This window comes from Thermoflexus hugenholtzii JAD2, assembly GCF_900187885.1.
GTDB classification, from domain to species: Bacteria; Chloroflexota; Anaerolineae; order Thermoflexales; family Thermoflexaceae; genus Thermoflexus; species Thermoflexus hugenholtzii.
This window is the reverse complement of sequence record NZ_FYEK01000020.1, coordinates 46,884-61,528: the sequence shown is the minus strand read 5'-3', so window position 1 is coordinate 61,528 and position 14,645 is coordinate 46,884. Positions and strand designations below refer to the sequence as shown.

The window sequence follows — 14,645 nt, the reverse complement described above, 5'->3', positions numbered from 1 at the left end:
GCGATCTCCGCACTTACCTTTGGGAGCCGGGAAGCTCCTCCCGGCTCCTTATCCCGTCGGGAGAACGCAGCCTCACGGCCAGCGTGCCAAGAGATCTCCCAAATAGTGCCTGCAACGATCCACAACAGGCTGGAGCAGATCCCCCCGGAAGGCAGCGGCCGCTGGAGACGACGCACATCCATGCTACTCACATGCCCACTATGGAGGATAAAAGCAAGGAGGGCCTCCGGGTTTCTATGCGCTAACCCGGAAGGGATTTACTGGGAGCTCTGTCCGGATGCGGCGCCTATGCGGGCCTTCACGAAAGCGATCTCATCCTCCCGGGTTTGCACCTCCCCATCCAGGCGGGCAGCCCGGAGGGCCCGCAGCATCTCCCCGATGGCCGGGCCGGGCGGGATCCCCAACTGACGCAGGTCGTCCCCCCGCAGCAGCGGCCGGACCCTTCGCCAGGCATGGGCATACTGGAACAGGCTCTCCCGGGCCCGGCCGGGCGGCGCGGCGACCCACACCACGAAGAGGGCGATCAGGGGATACGGATCCAGATGCTCGGCGACGGCGCTGGGCTTGAGCGGCTCCGCGAGGCGCTCGAGCTTCCCCCGAACCTCCAGCACGGCCCGCAACGCCTCGGCCTCCCGGCCCGGGAAGCGCAGCCGGCGGATCCCCTGCTCCAACTGGGCCGGGGTCAGCCGATAGGCCATCAGCCCCCACCCGGCCAGAACCCGCCAGCGATCCAACGGAGTCCCCTCCCGGGCCTGCCACTCTCCGTCCTCCAGGGCCGCGCGCATCGCGCGGAAGCGCTCCTGCAGCCAATCGTCCGCCCGGAGGCCCGGCATCACGAACGTCAGGGCCTTCCATTCCTCCAGCCGGGCGAGGATCCGCTCCGGCTCCGGCTCGGCCAGGATCAGCTCCATCTCGTGTCGGATCCGCTCCCCGCTCACCCGGGCCAGCAGATCCGCCGCGTGATGGATGAGCTCCTCCGTCCGGGGTTCCACCCGGAAGCCCAGGCGGGCTTCCAAGCGGGCCGCCCGCAGGATCCGGGTGGGATCCTCCACGAAGCTCAGGGAATGGAGGACGCGGATGAGGCCTCGTTGCAGGTCCTGCAGGCCCCCATAGAAATCGAGCAGCTCCCCGAAGCGATCGGGGTTCAGGCAGACCGCCAGGGTGTTGATGGTGAAATCGCGGCGATGCAGGTCCTGCTTGATGGAGCTGGGCTCCACCTGGGGGAGCGCCGTCGGGTGGGCGTAGAACTCCCGGCGGGCGGTGACGAAGTCGATGGCCCTCAACCCCTCCACCGGCCCGGCCGGAGTGGCGATCGCAGTCCCCTCCAGCAACCATTTGGCCGTCCCGAACCGCCGGTGGGCGACCACGCGTCCGCCGTAACGCGCCCTCATCGCGTCCGCCAGGGCGATGGCATCCCCCTCGACCACGATATCCACATCCACGATGGGGTAGTTGAGGATGAGGTCGCGCACCAGCCCGCCGACGAAGTAAGCGGTGAAGCCCATGGCCTGGGCCGTGGCCCCGATCTCCCGCACCAGGGCCAGCCAGGGGGGCGGGAAGGCGACCTCCATCGCGGAGGTCACGCTGAAGCGCGGGCGGACCTTCCGGCGCTCCCCCCACAGCTGGATCAGGTCGGTGCGGGTGACGATGCCGACGACCTCACCATCTTCCACCACCGGGATCTGCCCCCAGCCGGTTTCGATCATCAGGCGCTGGACCTTCTCCACCGGGTCGGAGGGCAGGACGAACACCTCCCCTTTCTCCATCACCCGCTCCACCGGCTGGCCGCCCAGCCCGTGCTGCATGGCCCGATCCACCGCCCGCCGGGTCAGCAGGCCCACCACCCGCCCCTCGCGCACCACCGGGAAGCCCTCGTGGCCGGTGCGCTGCATCTCCTTCGCCGCCTCCCGGATGGGGAGGTCCGGCGGGAGGACCCGCACGCCGCGGGACATGATCTCAGCCACCGTGACCGCCGGCCGGATGTGTCGGGGCAAGATCCGCACCAGCTCCTCCCGGATCTCCTCCAGGGGGCGGCCCCGGATCACCGCGGCGGCCGCGCGGGCGTGGCCCCCGCCCCCGAAGTGGGCGGCGACGCTGCCGGCGTCGATGTCGTCGGTGGTGGTGCGGCATACCAGCTGGACGTGCCCGTCGAACTCCACCAGCACGAAGAGGGCGGAGGGCTCGAAGAGGTCCCGCAGGCGATGGGCCACGCTGGAGATTTCCTCCAGGAAACCATCCGCCCGCGCGGCGGCAATGATCACCGTGTGCCCCTCCAGCTCCAGGGTCTGCGCGGACTCCAGCAGGCGATCATATAGGCGGCGCTGGGCCTCGGAGAGAGGATGGTGCAGGAACTCACTGACCACGGCGAGATCCGCCCCCCGCTCCATCAGCCAGGCCGCCGCCCGCAGATCCCGCGGCGTGGTGGAAGGATAGGTGAGGGATCCGGTGTCCTCGTAGATCCCTAACAGCAAAAAAGTGGCCTCCACCCAGCTCAGGGCGATCCCCCGTTCGGCCAGCCCCTCCACCAGGAGCGTGGTGGTCGCCCCCACCGGCTCCCCGTGGTAGGTCCAGCCCGGAGGCAGATCCCGGGCCAGGGGATGGTGGTCGATGATCTGCACCCGGGTCTGCGGCCCCATCCCCCGCACCGTGGCCATCGTCTGGGTGTCCACCAGGATGACCATATCCACCGGGCGGCGGATCAGCTCATCCGGGAGCATGAACGGCAGCTGGTCCCCGTAGAGGTTCAGGAAAGCCCGCACGTTCCGGTTCACCCGTCGGGGGAGCACCGGGATGGCCCGCGGGTAAAGCCGGGCCGCCGCCAGCTGGGCGGCCACGGCGTCGAAATCCGCGTTCTCATGGGTGAGGACCAGCGTCAGGCCTGCTTCCATAACCGTTATGCCTACCTGCAAAGCGCTGTGTCGATCCCGGCGATGGGATCGCCTCATCCGGAGGGCGCATCCCGCGGGCTTCCCGCCTTCAGGAGACCGCAGACGGAGGTCCCTGACGTCGGAAATGTTCGGCCATCGTCCGGACATGATCCTCGATGGCCAGGAGCAGCTCGATCAGCTCCCCAGCTCCGTAGAGGAGCAATGCGTAGAGGAGCCCCGCGCCCAGGAGGAGAACTCCTTCCAGCGGAGAGGGCATTCGGAAGAAGCCGAGGCCTCCGGGGATCCACGCCGAGCAGAGAGCGAGCCCGATCCCGATCCCCATCAGCAGGCCCGCCGCCCGCAACGCCCATGCGATCACCCGCAGGCTCATGAAGCGTCCCATTATGCGCCTCCTGCACACCCGGCCATGGAAAGATGGCGAGGCGATCCCGGTTTGCCTTGCGCCTTTGAGACAGCCGGCTCATCCGGTTCCGAACTGGCGGTCGCCCGCATCCCCCAGGCCGGGCACGATGAAGCCGTGGGGGTTTAGATGGCTGTCCACCGCCGCCACATAAACCGGGACGTCGGGATGCGCTCCCCGGAAGCGCTCCAGCCCCTCCGGAGCGGCGATCAGGCCGACGAAGACGATATGGGGAACCCCCCAGCGCTTGACCATGTCCACCGCCGCCACCGCCGAGCCGCCGGTGGCCAACATCGGATCCAGGATGAAGCACCAGGTCACGGTGGGCTGGGCGGGCAGCCGGTTGTAATAGGCCACCGGCTGCAGGGTGCGCTCATCCCGGTAGAGGCCCAGATGCCAGACCTGGGCCTCGGGGAAAACCTGGAGGGCGCCCTCCACCATCCCCAGCCCGGCCCGCAGGATGGGCACCAGGCCCACCGCGCCCCGCAGCCGCTGCCCCCGCCCCTCCCCCATCGGGGTGCGCACCGGAACCTCCTCCACCTCCAGATCCCAGGTGGCCTCATACAGGAGGAGTGGGGTGATCTCCCGGAGCAGCTCCCGAAACCGGGACGGGGGCGTCTGAAGATCCCGCAGCTCCGTCAGCTTGTGCTGAACCACCGGATGACGGATGATCCGCACCTGATCCATAGACGCTGTACCTCCGAGGAAGTGAACGAACTTTCCACCGCGGTCAGGGCGCGAGGCGGAGATGCGGCGAGGGATCCAGGATGTCCCCGTAGGGGCCGTTCCGCGCCCCCTCTTTCTTGAGCATAAAGTGCACGAACCCCTCTGGACCCACGCGGCCCAGCATCCGGCCGGCCTGGACGAACTCCCCAGCGCGGACCATCAGGCTGCCGGGCATCAGGCGACCGTAGACCGTGACGTAAACGCCATCGGGCCTCCGATGCTGGATCCGCACCTGGGTGCCATAAGGATGTTCAAGGCGATCCCCGGCCTGCAGGACCCAGCCATCTGCTGCCGCATAAACCGGATCGCCCGGCTGGGCGGCGAAATCGATCCCCTCATGCCCAGGCAGACCCCACGCGGCGAAGGCCACCGGATCCGCCCCGAAGGGCCGCTGGATGAGGGGCGGCCGCACCGGAGGCTCCAGCCAACGGGAGGAGGCGTAGACCGGCAGGCCCTCTAGCGCCCCGGCCTCCACCTCTAGGTCCACCCCGCGCACCCAGCCCGGATGGGCGGCGTCCGGGAAGGCGACCTGCACCCATTCCCCCTCCTCCGTCCGCCCCAGGGCCTCCCGCTCCGCCCCCGCCGCGAGCCATCCCACGACCGGCGATCCGGGATCCGGCGCCCGATGGACTGGGAGCGCTCGGCGGGCGCGGACCCGCGGGGGAGCCCCGATCCAGATGGGGAGGGTCTCCGGGATCCCCCGCACGATGCGGGTGTAGGCGGCGGCGATCCACGCCCGGCCCCGCCCACCGGGATCCCGGATCGCCCACCAGACGCCGTCGGCGCTGCGCCCGATCACCTCCACCTCCACCCCGGGCTCCAGGCGGCCGACGATGGGAGCCGAACGGCTCGGACCGCTCCGGACGTTCAGCCGGTCCGTCGTGACCACCCGGAGCCCCCGGCCCAGCCGGTCCCCCTGGGCGGCCCTTGCGTCCAGGATCCGCTGCAGGTGCTCCGGGGTGGGGGCGAACAGCACGTCCAGGAGGATGGAAGGACGACGCTGGCGGAGCCAGGCCGCGGTGTGCCCGGGACGTCCGTCCGGCAGGACCAGGGAGAGAAGGAGGGGATCCCCGGGAAGCGCCACCGCCTGTTCCGGATCCCATGCCCAGAGGACGCGGAAGCGCTCCACATAGAGGCGGGCAGCTTCCACCCACCGCCAATCCGCATCCGCTGGGAGCAACAGGACATGCCATACCGGTTTCATCGGCGATCCGAGTCCGGGATCGGCCTGCGGGCGGATCCCTCCGTTCCGTGCCGGAACGCGTCAGGCCCCCGCTCGCCCCTGAAGCGCCGCATCGATCGGCGGGCGCTGATGATGCCACGGGGTGGCCTGCTCATAGGCGTAGGCCACGCGCAGGATCTTCTCCTCTCCCAGGGCAGGTCCCAGGATCTGCAACCCGATGGGCAGACCTTCCCCATCGAAACCGCACGGGACGCTGATGCCGCAGATGCCGGCCAGGTTCGCAGTGATGGTGAAGATATCCGCGAGATACATTTGCAACGGGTCGGCGGTGCGCTCCCCCAGCCGGAAGGCCGTCGTGGGCGAGGTGGGGCAGACGATCACGTCCACCCGCTCGAAGGCCCGTTCGAAATCCTGCCGGATCAGCGTGCGCACCTTCTGGGCCTTCAGGTAGTAGGCATCGTAATAACCGGCAGACAGCGCATAGGTCCCCAGCATGATGCGCCGCTTGACCTCGGGCCCGAACCCGTTCCCCCGCGTGAGGCGGTAAGTGTCCCAGATGGTCTCCCCCTGGATCCGCAGGCCGTATTTGACGCCGTCGTAGCGGGCCAGGTTCGCCGAGGCCTCCGCCGGGGCGATCAGATAGTAAGTCGGCAGGGCGTAGCGGGTGTGGGGCAGGGAGACCTCGATCACCTCCGCGCCCAGCTCGGCCAGGACCTCAATGGCCTCCCGGACGGCCCGCTCCACCTCCGGCTGCATCCCGGGGATGAAATACTCCGGGGGAACCCCGACCCGCATCCCCCGAAGATCCGGGATCAGGGCCTGGGTGTAATCCGGGACGGGCGCCGGCCATGAGGTGGCGTCCCGTGGGTCCGGCCCCGCGATGATCTGCAACAACAGCGCCGCATCCCGCACGTCCTTGGTGATGGGCCCGATTTGATCCAGGGAGGAGCCATAGGCCACCAGGCCGTAGCGGGAGACCCGTCCGTAGGTGGGCTTGAGGCCCACCACGCCGCATAGCGCGGCCGGCTGGCGGACGGAACCCCCGGTGTCGGTGCCCAGGGCTCCGGCGCAGAGGTCGGCCGCCACCGCCGCCGCACTGCCCCCGGAGGATCCGCCGGGCACCCGCTCGGGGTTCCAAGGGTTGCGAGTGGGCCCGAAGGCCGAGTTCTCCGTGGAGGAGCCCATGGCGAACTCATCGGTGTTGGTCTTCCCCAGGAAGACCGCCCCGGCCTCCCGCAGCCGGGCCACCGCGGTGGCGTCATAAGGCGGGACGAAGTTCTCGAGGATACGGGAGCCACAGGTGCAGCGCACTCCCCGCACGCAGATCACGTCCTTAATGGCCAGGGGGATCCCGTTGAGCGGCGGGAGCGACGTCGACGGATCCCGTCGCCAGGCCGTCCAGCGGGCGTCCGCCTCCCGGGCCTGGGCGAGGGCTTCCTCCGGCGTCACCGTGATGTAGGCGTGCAGGAAGGGATCGAGGGCCTCGATGCGGTCGAGATACGCCCGGGTGACCTCCACCGCGGAGATCTCGCCGCGCCGCAGATGCTCCAGGGTCTCGTGAATCGTCCACCGCCAGGGGGCCACGGCCTGCCTCCTCAGTCGAACTCCAGGATCGGCTGCACCTGAAAACATCCGTCCGCCTGGGCGGGGGCGTTCCGAAGCAGCTCCTCCCGGGACATCGGCTCCCCCGGCTCATCGGGCCGGAAGACGTTGCGGATCGGCAGGACGGTGGCCGTCGGCGGGATCCCCGAGGTATCCACCTCCTGCAGCTGGCGGAAATACTCCAAGATGGCGGAGAGCTGTTCCGCGTAGAGGGTTTTTTCTTCTTCCGTCAGAGCCAGCTTGGCCAGCTCGGCGATGTGCTCCACTTCCTCCCGGGAGATCGCCATGATTACCTCCGGTGCATTCCTGGAGATAAAGGCCTGGATTTAAAGAGATCGGCCGCTCTCACTGAATTATAGTGCAGCGCGAGCCTCTGCTTCAGACAGGAGCGGGATCCAGCGTGCATCACCGGATGGGGGAACCGAGGGTTCAGGGTCAAAGCTGGACCCGGGATTCCGGCTCATAGACCAGCCTGCGCATGCTGAGGGTCGCCAAGCCGCCCACCGCGATCATCAGGAGGCCGGCCCCCAGGAGCACCGGGCGAGGCCCCCACAACTGCCCGAAGAGCCCGGCGCTCCCCTGGGCCAGGGCCAGGGCCCCGTTGACCGAGAGGTTAAGCAGGCTATCCACCCGCCCACGCAGGCCATCCGGGGTCAGCTGTTGCATCAGGGTGGCCAGCCCCGCCCGGGCGATCACCACGCACAATCCCATCGCCAGGGCGGCGATGAGGACGAAGGCGAAGGTCTGGGCCTGACTGAAGAGCACGGTGGCCAGGCCGGCGGCCGCCAGGGCCAGCCCCACGGCCCGGTGCGGAGGAAGCCAGCGGCCCAGCAGCGGCATCCCGCCCAGCCCCAGTGCCAGGCCCACGCCCATCATCGCCATCGTCCACCCGAAGCCTCCGGCTCGCACGTTCAGGACCTCCGCCAGGAAGGCCAGGCCGAGGACCTGGACCGTCCCGATCCCCACGGTGGCGAAGGGAGTGATGGCCGTCACCCGGCGGAGGGCCCGTTGCTCCCAGACGAAGCGAAGGCCCTCTAACAGATCCCGGCCGGGGGAGTTCTGCAGGGCAGGCTGGGGGCGATTGACGGCCGGCGGCAGGCGGATACAGGCCAGGCTGATGGCGGAGATCAGGAAGGTGAGGCTGTCCAGAACGAAGGCCGTGTAAGGGCCGAAGCGATCCACGAAGAGGCCAGCTGAGATCCCCCCCACGATCAGGGCCAGGATGTAGCTGGCCTGGAGCACCGCGTTGGCCTGGAGCAGGTGGGCGGGCGGGACCAGGGCGGGGAGCACGGCGTTGCGGGCGGGGTAGAAGAAAAGCCCGGCGATGGCCAGGGCCGAGGCCAGCGGATACATCCGCCACAGATCGGCGTTCGTCTGCACGGTCAACGCGCCCAGGACGATCAGGGCGCGGGCGATGTCCGAGCCGATCAGCACGAAGCGGCGGGGCCATCGATCCACGAAGACCCCGCCCCACAGCCCGAAGAGGATCTGAGGGACGGTGATGGCCAGGGCCAGCCCCCCGAAGGCCGCCCGGGAGTCCGTCAGGCGGTTCAGGAGGCTCAGGCCGGCGATGAACAAGAACTGATCGCCCACCTGCGAGAGGAACTGGCCCAGCCAGAGCAGGGTGAACGACCCTCCGAAGGGCCAGAGCGCCCGCCCCTTCCGCCAGAGCGTCCGGGCCCACATCACAGCGGCAGCTCATACATGCGGTAGATCTTATACAGCCGCCCGCCCATCGTCCGGATGTCCCGGTTCATCATCAGGTTGTTCTCCAGGATCCAGGACATCTCCGCGCGCCGGTAGCCCTTGGGCAGAGCCGCCTTCGCCGTCTCGTAGTAAAACAGGGCGCTCACCCCCTGGGCGCGCCAGCTCTCCACCACCCCCATGGCCAGCACGCGGATGGTGTCCACCACCCGGCGCACTTTCCAGTAGTAAAGAAGCTTGATCAACGTCCACCACTCCGGCACCCCGGGCCGCGGGTAGGCTTTGCGCAGGGCCTGGTTCAGATCCGGCAGGGTTAGGGAGAAGCCGATGGGCTCGTCATCGACCTCGGCGATGAACACCAAATCCGGGTCCACGAAGCGGATCAGCTGGGCCGCCATGTGCTCGATCTCCGCATCCGTCAGCGGCACGAAACCCCAGTTCCGCTCCCAGGCGGAGTTGTAGACCTTCTTGATGCGATCCAGTTCCTCCCGGAAGCGCCGGATGTTTCCCGGGCGAACCCGGAACTTCGCCCGGCTCTTCAGCTTCTCCACCACCCGGACCAGCTTCTCCGGCCAGTTGAAGACCTCCACTGTGAGTTCATAGGCGTAGAGATCCATCGCCTTCTGGAAGCCGAAGCTTTCAATGAAGTCCCGGTAATAGGCAGGGTTGTAAGCCATCAGGATGCGCGGGGGCTCTTCGAAGCCCTCAATGAGGAGGCCGCACTCCTCGTTGGTGCTGAAGGTGGCCGGGCCCCGCAGGGCCGTCATCCCCCGCTCCCGGACCCAGTCCCGGGCGGTGGCCAGCAACGCATGGGCGGCCTCCCGGTCCGGCAGCACCTCGAAGGCTCCGAAGAACCCCACCCGCTCGTTGTGGAAAGCGTTGTGCTGGTGATTGATGAGGGCAGCGATGGTGCCCACCGGCTCCCCATCCCGCCGGGCCATGAAAAGGGCCACCTCCGCGTGCTGATAGAAGGGGTTCCGCTGCGGGTCGAAGAAGGCCATCCGCTCGCTGATCAGCGGAGGCACCCAGTGAGGATCACTCCGGTAAACCCGCCAGGGGAACGTCACGAAAGCCCGGCGCTCCGCCGGCGTCCGGCATTCCTGAATGGTTAGCATACCGGCTCGGCTCCTCCACAGGATGCGAGGCGCGGAGGCGGACGTCGCCCTCAGGCCAGGAAGGGCAAGGCCCGGGGGAGGAGGCGGAAAGCGGCGGGAGCCTCCCCGATGAGCTCCCCCTCCGCCTGCAGGAACATCCGCTCCTGGGCTTCCACATGGACCTCCCGGGCGCGCCGCCAGGTGATCTTCGGATGCGTCAGATGGGTTCCCCGATACACCCGGGGGAGGTTCCAGACGATCTCCCCCTTCCCGAGATCTCCCAGCACGATGACGTCGAACCAGCCGTCGTCGACAGCAGCCTGAGGGGCGATGAACATCCCGCCTCCGAAGTAACGACCGTTGCAGACCAGCACCGAGTTCATCCGCCCGGCGTGCTCCTCTCCGTCCAGGCGGAGGCGGACGGTTTTATTCTGATACATGAGGAGCGTGAGGAAGAGATAGACCAGATAGGTGCCGGTGGCGCCGAAGGCCTTGATCCCCCGGTTGGTGCGATCGGCCACCTCCCCATCGAAGCCCAGGCCGGCGGCGTTGACGAAATAACGGGTGACGGTCTCTCCGGCCCGCCGGCAGGTCACCTGCCCCACGTCCACCCAGTGCACCCGCCCCTCCCGCAACCGGAGGGCCGCCGCCACCGGGTCCCGGGGCAGCCCAAAGGTGCGGACGAAGTCGGAGCCGGTGCCCAAGGGGAGCATGCCCAGGCGGATCCGCTGCATCCGCTCGGGATCCTCCAACGGGAGGCCGTTGAGGATCTCGTGGAGGGTCCCATCGCCGCCCACCCCCACCACGGTGGTGAACCCGGCTTCGATCCCTTGACGGGCCAGGGCCGTGGCGTGGCCCGGCTCCTGGGTGAAGACGACCTCCATCCGGATCCCTTCCACGCGCAGGCGGGCCTCCAGCCCGCCCCACCGGCGCCCGGTGCGGCCGTTGCCGGCCACCGGATTCACGATCACCCACCAGCGCTCCTCCACTGCCCCTCGCTCCAATGGCGATTTGGCTCGCTGATTGAAATCGGTCTCCGCCGACACCTTTCCCCGGTCGGCGCAGGCCGACCACTGGCCGAAGGCCTTCACGCCGATTGAAATCGGCCTCCCAAGGCGCTGCGCGCCAGGCGTCGGCCTCCGCCGACGCAAAAACACCTTTCCGGTCGGCGCCCAGGCTGACCATCGGCCGAAGGCCTTTTGAGGCCGAATTCATTCGACACCGCCGGGAAGGAGAGCTCCCAGGCGTTGACGGCCTGGGGAGGCCATGGTATGCTCAGAGCGGTAAATCCTCAAGCCGTGGAGCGACTCCGATGGCCAGGTCCCGCACCGAGCTGATCGTGCAACGACTGAAGGACCTCCAGGCCAGCACGCCGGACATCGAGGCCTCAGCTCTGGTTTCCGTGGATGGGTTGATCATCGCCTCCGCGCTCCCCCGGGATGTGGAGGAGGATCGGGTCTCCGCCATGTCCGCGGCCATGCTCTCCCTGGGGGAGCGGATCGCCAGCGAGCTGGGGCGAGGGACCCTGGACCAGGTTTATGTGCACGGTTCCAACGGCTACGTGATCCTGATGGCCGTGGGCCAGGAGGCCGTGCTCACCGTCCTGGCGCGGGAGAACGCCAAGCTGGGTCTGGTGTTCCTGGACATGCGCCGGGCAGCCCAGGATCTGGCCAAACTGATGGGGTGAACCGGCAATGGGATCCGGGAGCTCACGTCGATGGGGAGCGGCCCAACAGCCCTCCCCATCGACGTTTATAGGGGCTCTGGGAGGAGAGAGCGATGACCAAATACATCTTCTGCACCGGCGGCGTGGTGAGCAGTGTGGGCAAGGGCGTGGCGGCGGCGGCCCTGGGCCGGGTGCTCAAGGCCCGGGGGCTCCGGGTGACCATGCAGAAGCTGGACCCTTACATCAACGTGGACCCAGGGACCATGAACCCCTTCCAGCACGGGGAGGTCTTCGTCACTGAGGACGGCGCGGAGACGGACCTGGACCTGGGGCATTACGAACGGTTCATCGATGAGAACCTGACCCGGGCGAGCAACGTCACCACCGGCCAGATCTATGCGGAGGTGATCGCCAAGGAGCGCCGAGGGGATTACCTGGGCGGCACCGTCCAGGTCATCCCCCACATCACCAACGAGATCAAGCGGCGCATCGGGCTGGTGGCCAAAGCCCACCAGAACCCCGACGTGGTGATCGTGGAGGTGGGCGGCACGGTGGGCGACATCGAGGGCCTCCCCTTCCTGGAGGCCATCCGGCAGATGCGACGCGACGTCGGCCGGGACAACGTCCTTTACATCCACGTGACCTGGCTCCCCTACATCGGCGCCACCGGCGAGCTGAAGACCAAGCCGACCCAGCACAGCGTCAACACCCTGCGCAGCGTGGGCATCCAGCCCGACGCCATCATCGCCCGGGCCGACCACCCCGTCCCGGATAGCCTGCGGGAGAAGATCGCCCTGTTCTGCGACGTGGATCTGCGGGCGGTGATCCCGCTGCCCACGGCGAAGATCCTCTATGAGGTCCCCCTGATGTTGGAGGAAGCCGGGCTGGGGGATTTCGTGGTGGAACGCCTGAGCCTGCCGGCCCGCGAGCCGGACTGGACGGAGTGGTCCCGCATGGTCAGCGAGATGCGCCGTCCCAAGGAGAAGCTGCCCATCGCCCTGGTCGGCAAATACGTGGACCTCCACGATGCCTATATCAGTGTGCGCGAGGCCCTCATCCACGCGGGGGTGGCCCATGGGGTGGACGTGCAGATCGAGTGGATCGCGGCGGAGGATCTGGAGCACGGCCGTGGCTGGGACCGCCTGCAGCGCGTCCACGGGATCGTGGTGCCGGGCGGGTTCGGCTATCGGGGCGTGGAAGGGAAGATCCTGGCGGCCCGCTACGCCCGGGAGAATCGGATCCCCTACCTGGGCCTGTGTCTGGGGATGCAGGTGATGGTGATCGAGCTGGCTCGCTACGCCCTGGGCTCCGACGAGCCCAACAGCACGGAATTCAACCCCCACACCCGCTACCCGGTGATCGACCTGCTGCCCGAGCAGCGGGACATCACGGACCTGGGGGGGACGATGCGGCTGGGAGCCTATCCTTGCGTGCTGGTGCCAGGGACCCGGGCGGCCCAGGCCTATGGGATGGATCTGGTTTACGAGCGGCACCGGCACCGCTTCGAGTTCAACAACGCCTATCGGGATCTCCTGCAGCGGGCGGGGCTGGTGCTGAGCGGCCTCTCCCCTGACGGCCGGCTGGTGGAGATCGTGGAGCTGGCCGATCACCCGTTCATGCTGGGGACCCAGTTCCACCCGGAGTTCAAAAGCCGGCCCAACCGCCCGCACCCGCTGTTCAAAGCCTTCATCGCCGCCGCGGCCGCCCGACTGGATTAACGGGGCCGGCCGCCGGGATCCGTCCTTTCCTCTTCACACGCCCGAAGGCGTGCTCGCAGATCCGCGTTGGCGTCCCGCAACGTCCGAAGCTCGGCCTCCAGACCGCTGAGCCGCAGCTCCAGGGCCTGCACCGTCTTCAGGAGCGTGAAGGCGCGATAGCGCATGACGGCAAGCTCCGCTTGAAGCCGCAGCGGATCCCTTTGCGGATCCTCCGAGGCCTCAAGGGGCCCACGATTCGCTCGCTCGCCGAGCAACCTCATGCCCTCGATCAAGGCGACACGGGCGATCTCCTCCGGGCTCCGCCCATAAGAAGCCGCCAGGACATGCAGCTCCTCAAGGGTCTCGGAGAGCAGAGGGATCGAAAGCGTGACGATGCGAGCGTCCGGGAAAAACGTCCTCTCAAAATCCTCCAACATCCCTGCCTTCCCTCCTCAATGGGCTCAGTTCCGGGCCCCGGAAGCAGATCCGCCGGCGATCATCCCGCCGCGGCCTCCACCGGTTGGGGTCCTTCACTCCCCTTCGCGCGCCGCGTAAAGCCGGACGGCGTGAAGGATCCGCTCCTTGGCCCGATCCGCGTTCTCCCATCCCAGCGTCCGCACCCGCCCCCCCCTCCAGATCCTTGTAGACCGCGAAGAAATGCGCAACCTCTCGGAGGAAATGTTGGGGAATGTCCGAGATATCGTGGTAATCCTGGAACAGCGGGTCCATGGCAGGGACCGCCAGGATCTTATCATCCGGCACCTCCCGATCCATCATCCGGAACAATCCGATGGGCCGCGCCACGATGATGCACTCCGGGAACGTCGGCTCCGTGACCATCACCAGAACATCCAGGGGATCTCCATCCTCATAAAGGGTCCGAGGAATCAAGCCGTAATCTCCCGGATAATGGAGGGGAGAATAAAGAACTCGATCGAGGCGAAGCATGCCCGTCGATTTGTCGAACTCATATTTATTGCGAGATCCCTTGGGGATCTCCACCACCACATGGATCATATGGGGCACATCCGGTCCGGGCAGAAGATCCTTCCACAGGTTCATCGCTGCCTTGCCTCCGGATGGAAAAGATTTCAAAGATCGAGATCCTCAGGCCAGTTACCTGCCCTCCGAAACCCAAGGCGCTCGCTCATCTCGAAGAGAACCAGGCTGCGATGGCCCTCCTTTCATCCCTCCTCTTGGCTCACCAGGCGAGAACCGGCTTTCCACGCTTCCCGGGCCGCCTGCCGCACTACCCCGGAGGGGTCGTTCAGCGCGCCCCGCAGGGCTTCCCGCGCTCGAGGATCGTCAAAGGCCGCCAGGGCCTTCACCGCCGCCAGGCGCACGGGGAGGGGGCTCTCCATCCGCAACAGCAACGCCAGGGCGGGGATCGCCCGCGGATCCCGCAGACGTCCCAGGCTGCGCACCGCAGCCTCCTGGACGCCGAAATCCCGGGCGCGGAGGGCCGCCTCGATCAAAGGCGGCACCGCCCGTGGATCCCCCAGCTGCCCCAGGACGGCCGCCGCGGTCGCCGCCCGGGTCCGCTCCGGATGCCAGAGGGCACGGAGCAGCTTCTCAAAGAAATCGCGCTCCTCCGTCAGGGAAGCCCCACAGGCCGGGCAAACCGCCTGCTCCCCTGCAGGCAGCTCCGCCCAGCACTCCGGACAGAACCGGGTGATCCGTTCCAT

13 protein-coding genes and 1 pseudogene are annotated in these 14,645 nt (G+C 67.9%); 2 read left to right on the top strand and 12 right to left on the bottom strand.

What is annotated here, in order from left to right:
* Window positions 1-257: 257 nt before the first annotated feature.
* The 9 genes from CFB18_RS04945 to CFB18_RS04905 all read right to left on the bottom strand — a co-directional run bounded on the left by CFB18_RS04945 (window position 258) and on the right by CFB18_RS04905 (window position 10,586).
* Window positions 258-2,888 (bottom strand): CBS domain-containing protein, encoded by a 2,631-nt coding sequence (locus tag CFB18_RS04945; RefSeq protein WP_159461584.1) that lies wholly within the window; start codon window positions 2,886-2,888, stop codon window positions 258-260.
* Window positions 2,889-2,976: 88 nt separating this feature from the next.
* The gene (locus tag CFB18_RS04940; protein ID WP_088570694.1) at window positions 2,977-3,270 is read right to left on the bottom strand and encodes a hypothetical protein; all 294 of its coding nucleotides are present in this window, start codon (window positions 3,268-3,270) and stop codon (window positions 2,977-2,979) included.
* Between the two features lie 78 nt (window positions 3,271-3,348).
* Complete coding sequence (upp, locus tag CFB18_RS04935) at window positions 3,349-3,975, bottom strand: uracil phosphoribosyltransferase (protein ID WP_088570693.1); 627 nt, start codon at window positions 3,973-3,975, stop codon at window positions 3,349-3,351.
* A gap of 43 nt (window positions 3,976-4,018) precedes the next feature.
* Window positions 4,019-5,218, bottom strand: coding sequence for an SH3 domain-containing protein (locus tag CFB18_RS04930; RefSeq protein ID WP_088570692.1), 1,200 nt, complete (start codon window positions 5,216-5,218; stop codon window positions 4,019-4,021).
* Between the two features lie 60 nt (window positions 5,219-5,278).
* On the bottom strand, window positions 5,279-6,781 hold the full coding sequence (gene gatA / locus CFB18_RS04925; RefSeq protein WP_200808084.1) for an Asp-tRNA(Asn)/Glu-tRNA(Gln) amidotransferase subunit GatA: 1,503 nt from the start codon (window positions 6,779-6,781) through the stop codon (window positions 5,279-5,281).
* An 11-nt stretch (window positions 6,782-6,792) separates the two neighbouring features.
* Entirely contained in the window at window positions 6,793-7,086 is a 294-nt protein-coding gene (gene gatC / locus CFB18_RS04920; protein WP_088570690.1) for an Asp-tRNA(Asn)/Glu-tRNA(Gln) amidotransferase subunit GatC, read from the bottom strand.
* A 148-nt stretch (window positions 7,087-7,234) separates the two neighbouring features.
* Window positions 7,235-8,485: an MFS transporter gene (locus CFB18_RS04915; protein ID WP_088570689.1), complete on the bottom strand. Its 1,251-nt coding sequence runs from the start codon at window positions 8,483-8,485 to the stop codon at window positions 7,235-7,237.
* Window positions 8,485-9,618 (bottom strand): GNAT family N-acetyltransferase, encoded by a 1,134-nt coding sequence (locus tag CFB18_RS04910; RefSeq protein ID WP_088570688.1) that lies wholly within the window; start codon window positions 9,616-9,618, stop codon window positions 8,485-8,487. The genes CFB18_RS04915 and CFB18_RS04910 overlap by 1 nt, the downstream gene beginning before the upstream one ends.
* Window positions 9,619-9,668: 50 nt before the next feature.
* Window positions 9,669-10,586: a diacylglycerol/lipid kinase family protein gene (locus CFB18_RS04905; RefSeq protein ID WP_159461583.1), complete on the bottom strand. Its 918-nt coding sequence runs from the start codon at window positions 10,584-10,586 to the stop codon at window positions 9,669-9,671.
* A gap of 323 nt (window positions 10,587-10,909) precedes the next feature.
* Here CFB18_RS04905 and CFB18_RS04900 point away from each other — a divergent pair, with 323 nt between their 5' ends.
* Complete coding sequence (locus tag CFB18_RS04900; protein ID WP_088570686.1) at window positions 10,910-11,284, top strand: roadblock/LC7 domain-containing protein; 375 nt, start codon at window positions 10,910-10,912, stop codon at window positions 11,282-11,284.
* Window positions 11,285-11,376: 92 nt separating this feature from the next.
* On the top strand, window positions 11,377-12,981 hold the full coding sequence (locus tag CFB18_RS04895; protein WP_088570685.1) for a CTP synthase: 1,605 nt from the start codon (window positions 11,377-11,379) through the stop codon (window positions 12,979-12,981).
* On the opposite strand, the gene CFB18_RS04890 is transcribed toward CFB18_RS04895, so the two are convergent.
* From CFB18_RS04890 to CFB18_RS04880, 3 genes and pseudogenes are all read right to left on the bottom strand, one after another.
* Window positions 12,978-13,397, bottom strand: coding sequence for a hypothetical protein (locus CFB18_RS04890; RefSeq protein WP_088570684.1), 420 nt, complete (start codon window positions 13,395-13,397; stop codon window positions 12,978-12,980). The two genes, CFB18_RS04895 and CFB18_RS04890, sit on opposite strands and share 4 nt — an antisense overlap.
* 93 nt (window positions 13,398-13,490) lie before the next feature.
* Window positions 13,491-14,022, bottom strand: a pseudogene (locus CFB18_RS16490) (inorganic diphosphatase).
* 122 nt (window positions 14,023-14,144) lie between these two features.
* Window positions 14,145-14,645 carry a HEAT repeat domain-containing protein gene (locus CFB18_RS04880; protein ID WP_088570683.1) on the bottom strand — a complete coding sequence of 167 codons (501 nt, stop codon included), beginning with the start codon at window positions 14,643-14,645 and terminating at the stop codon, window positions 14,145-14,147.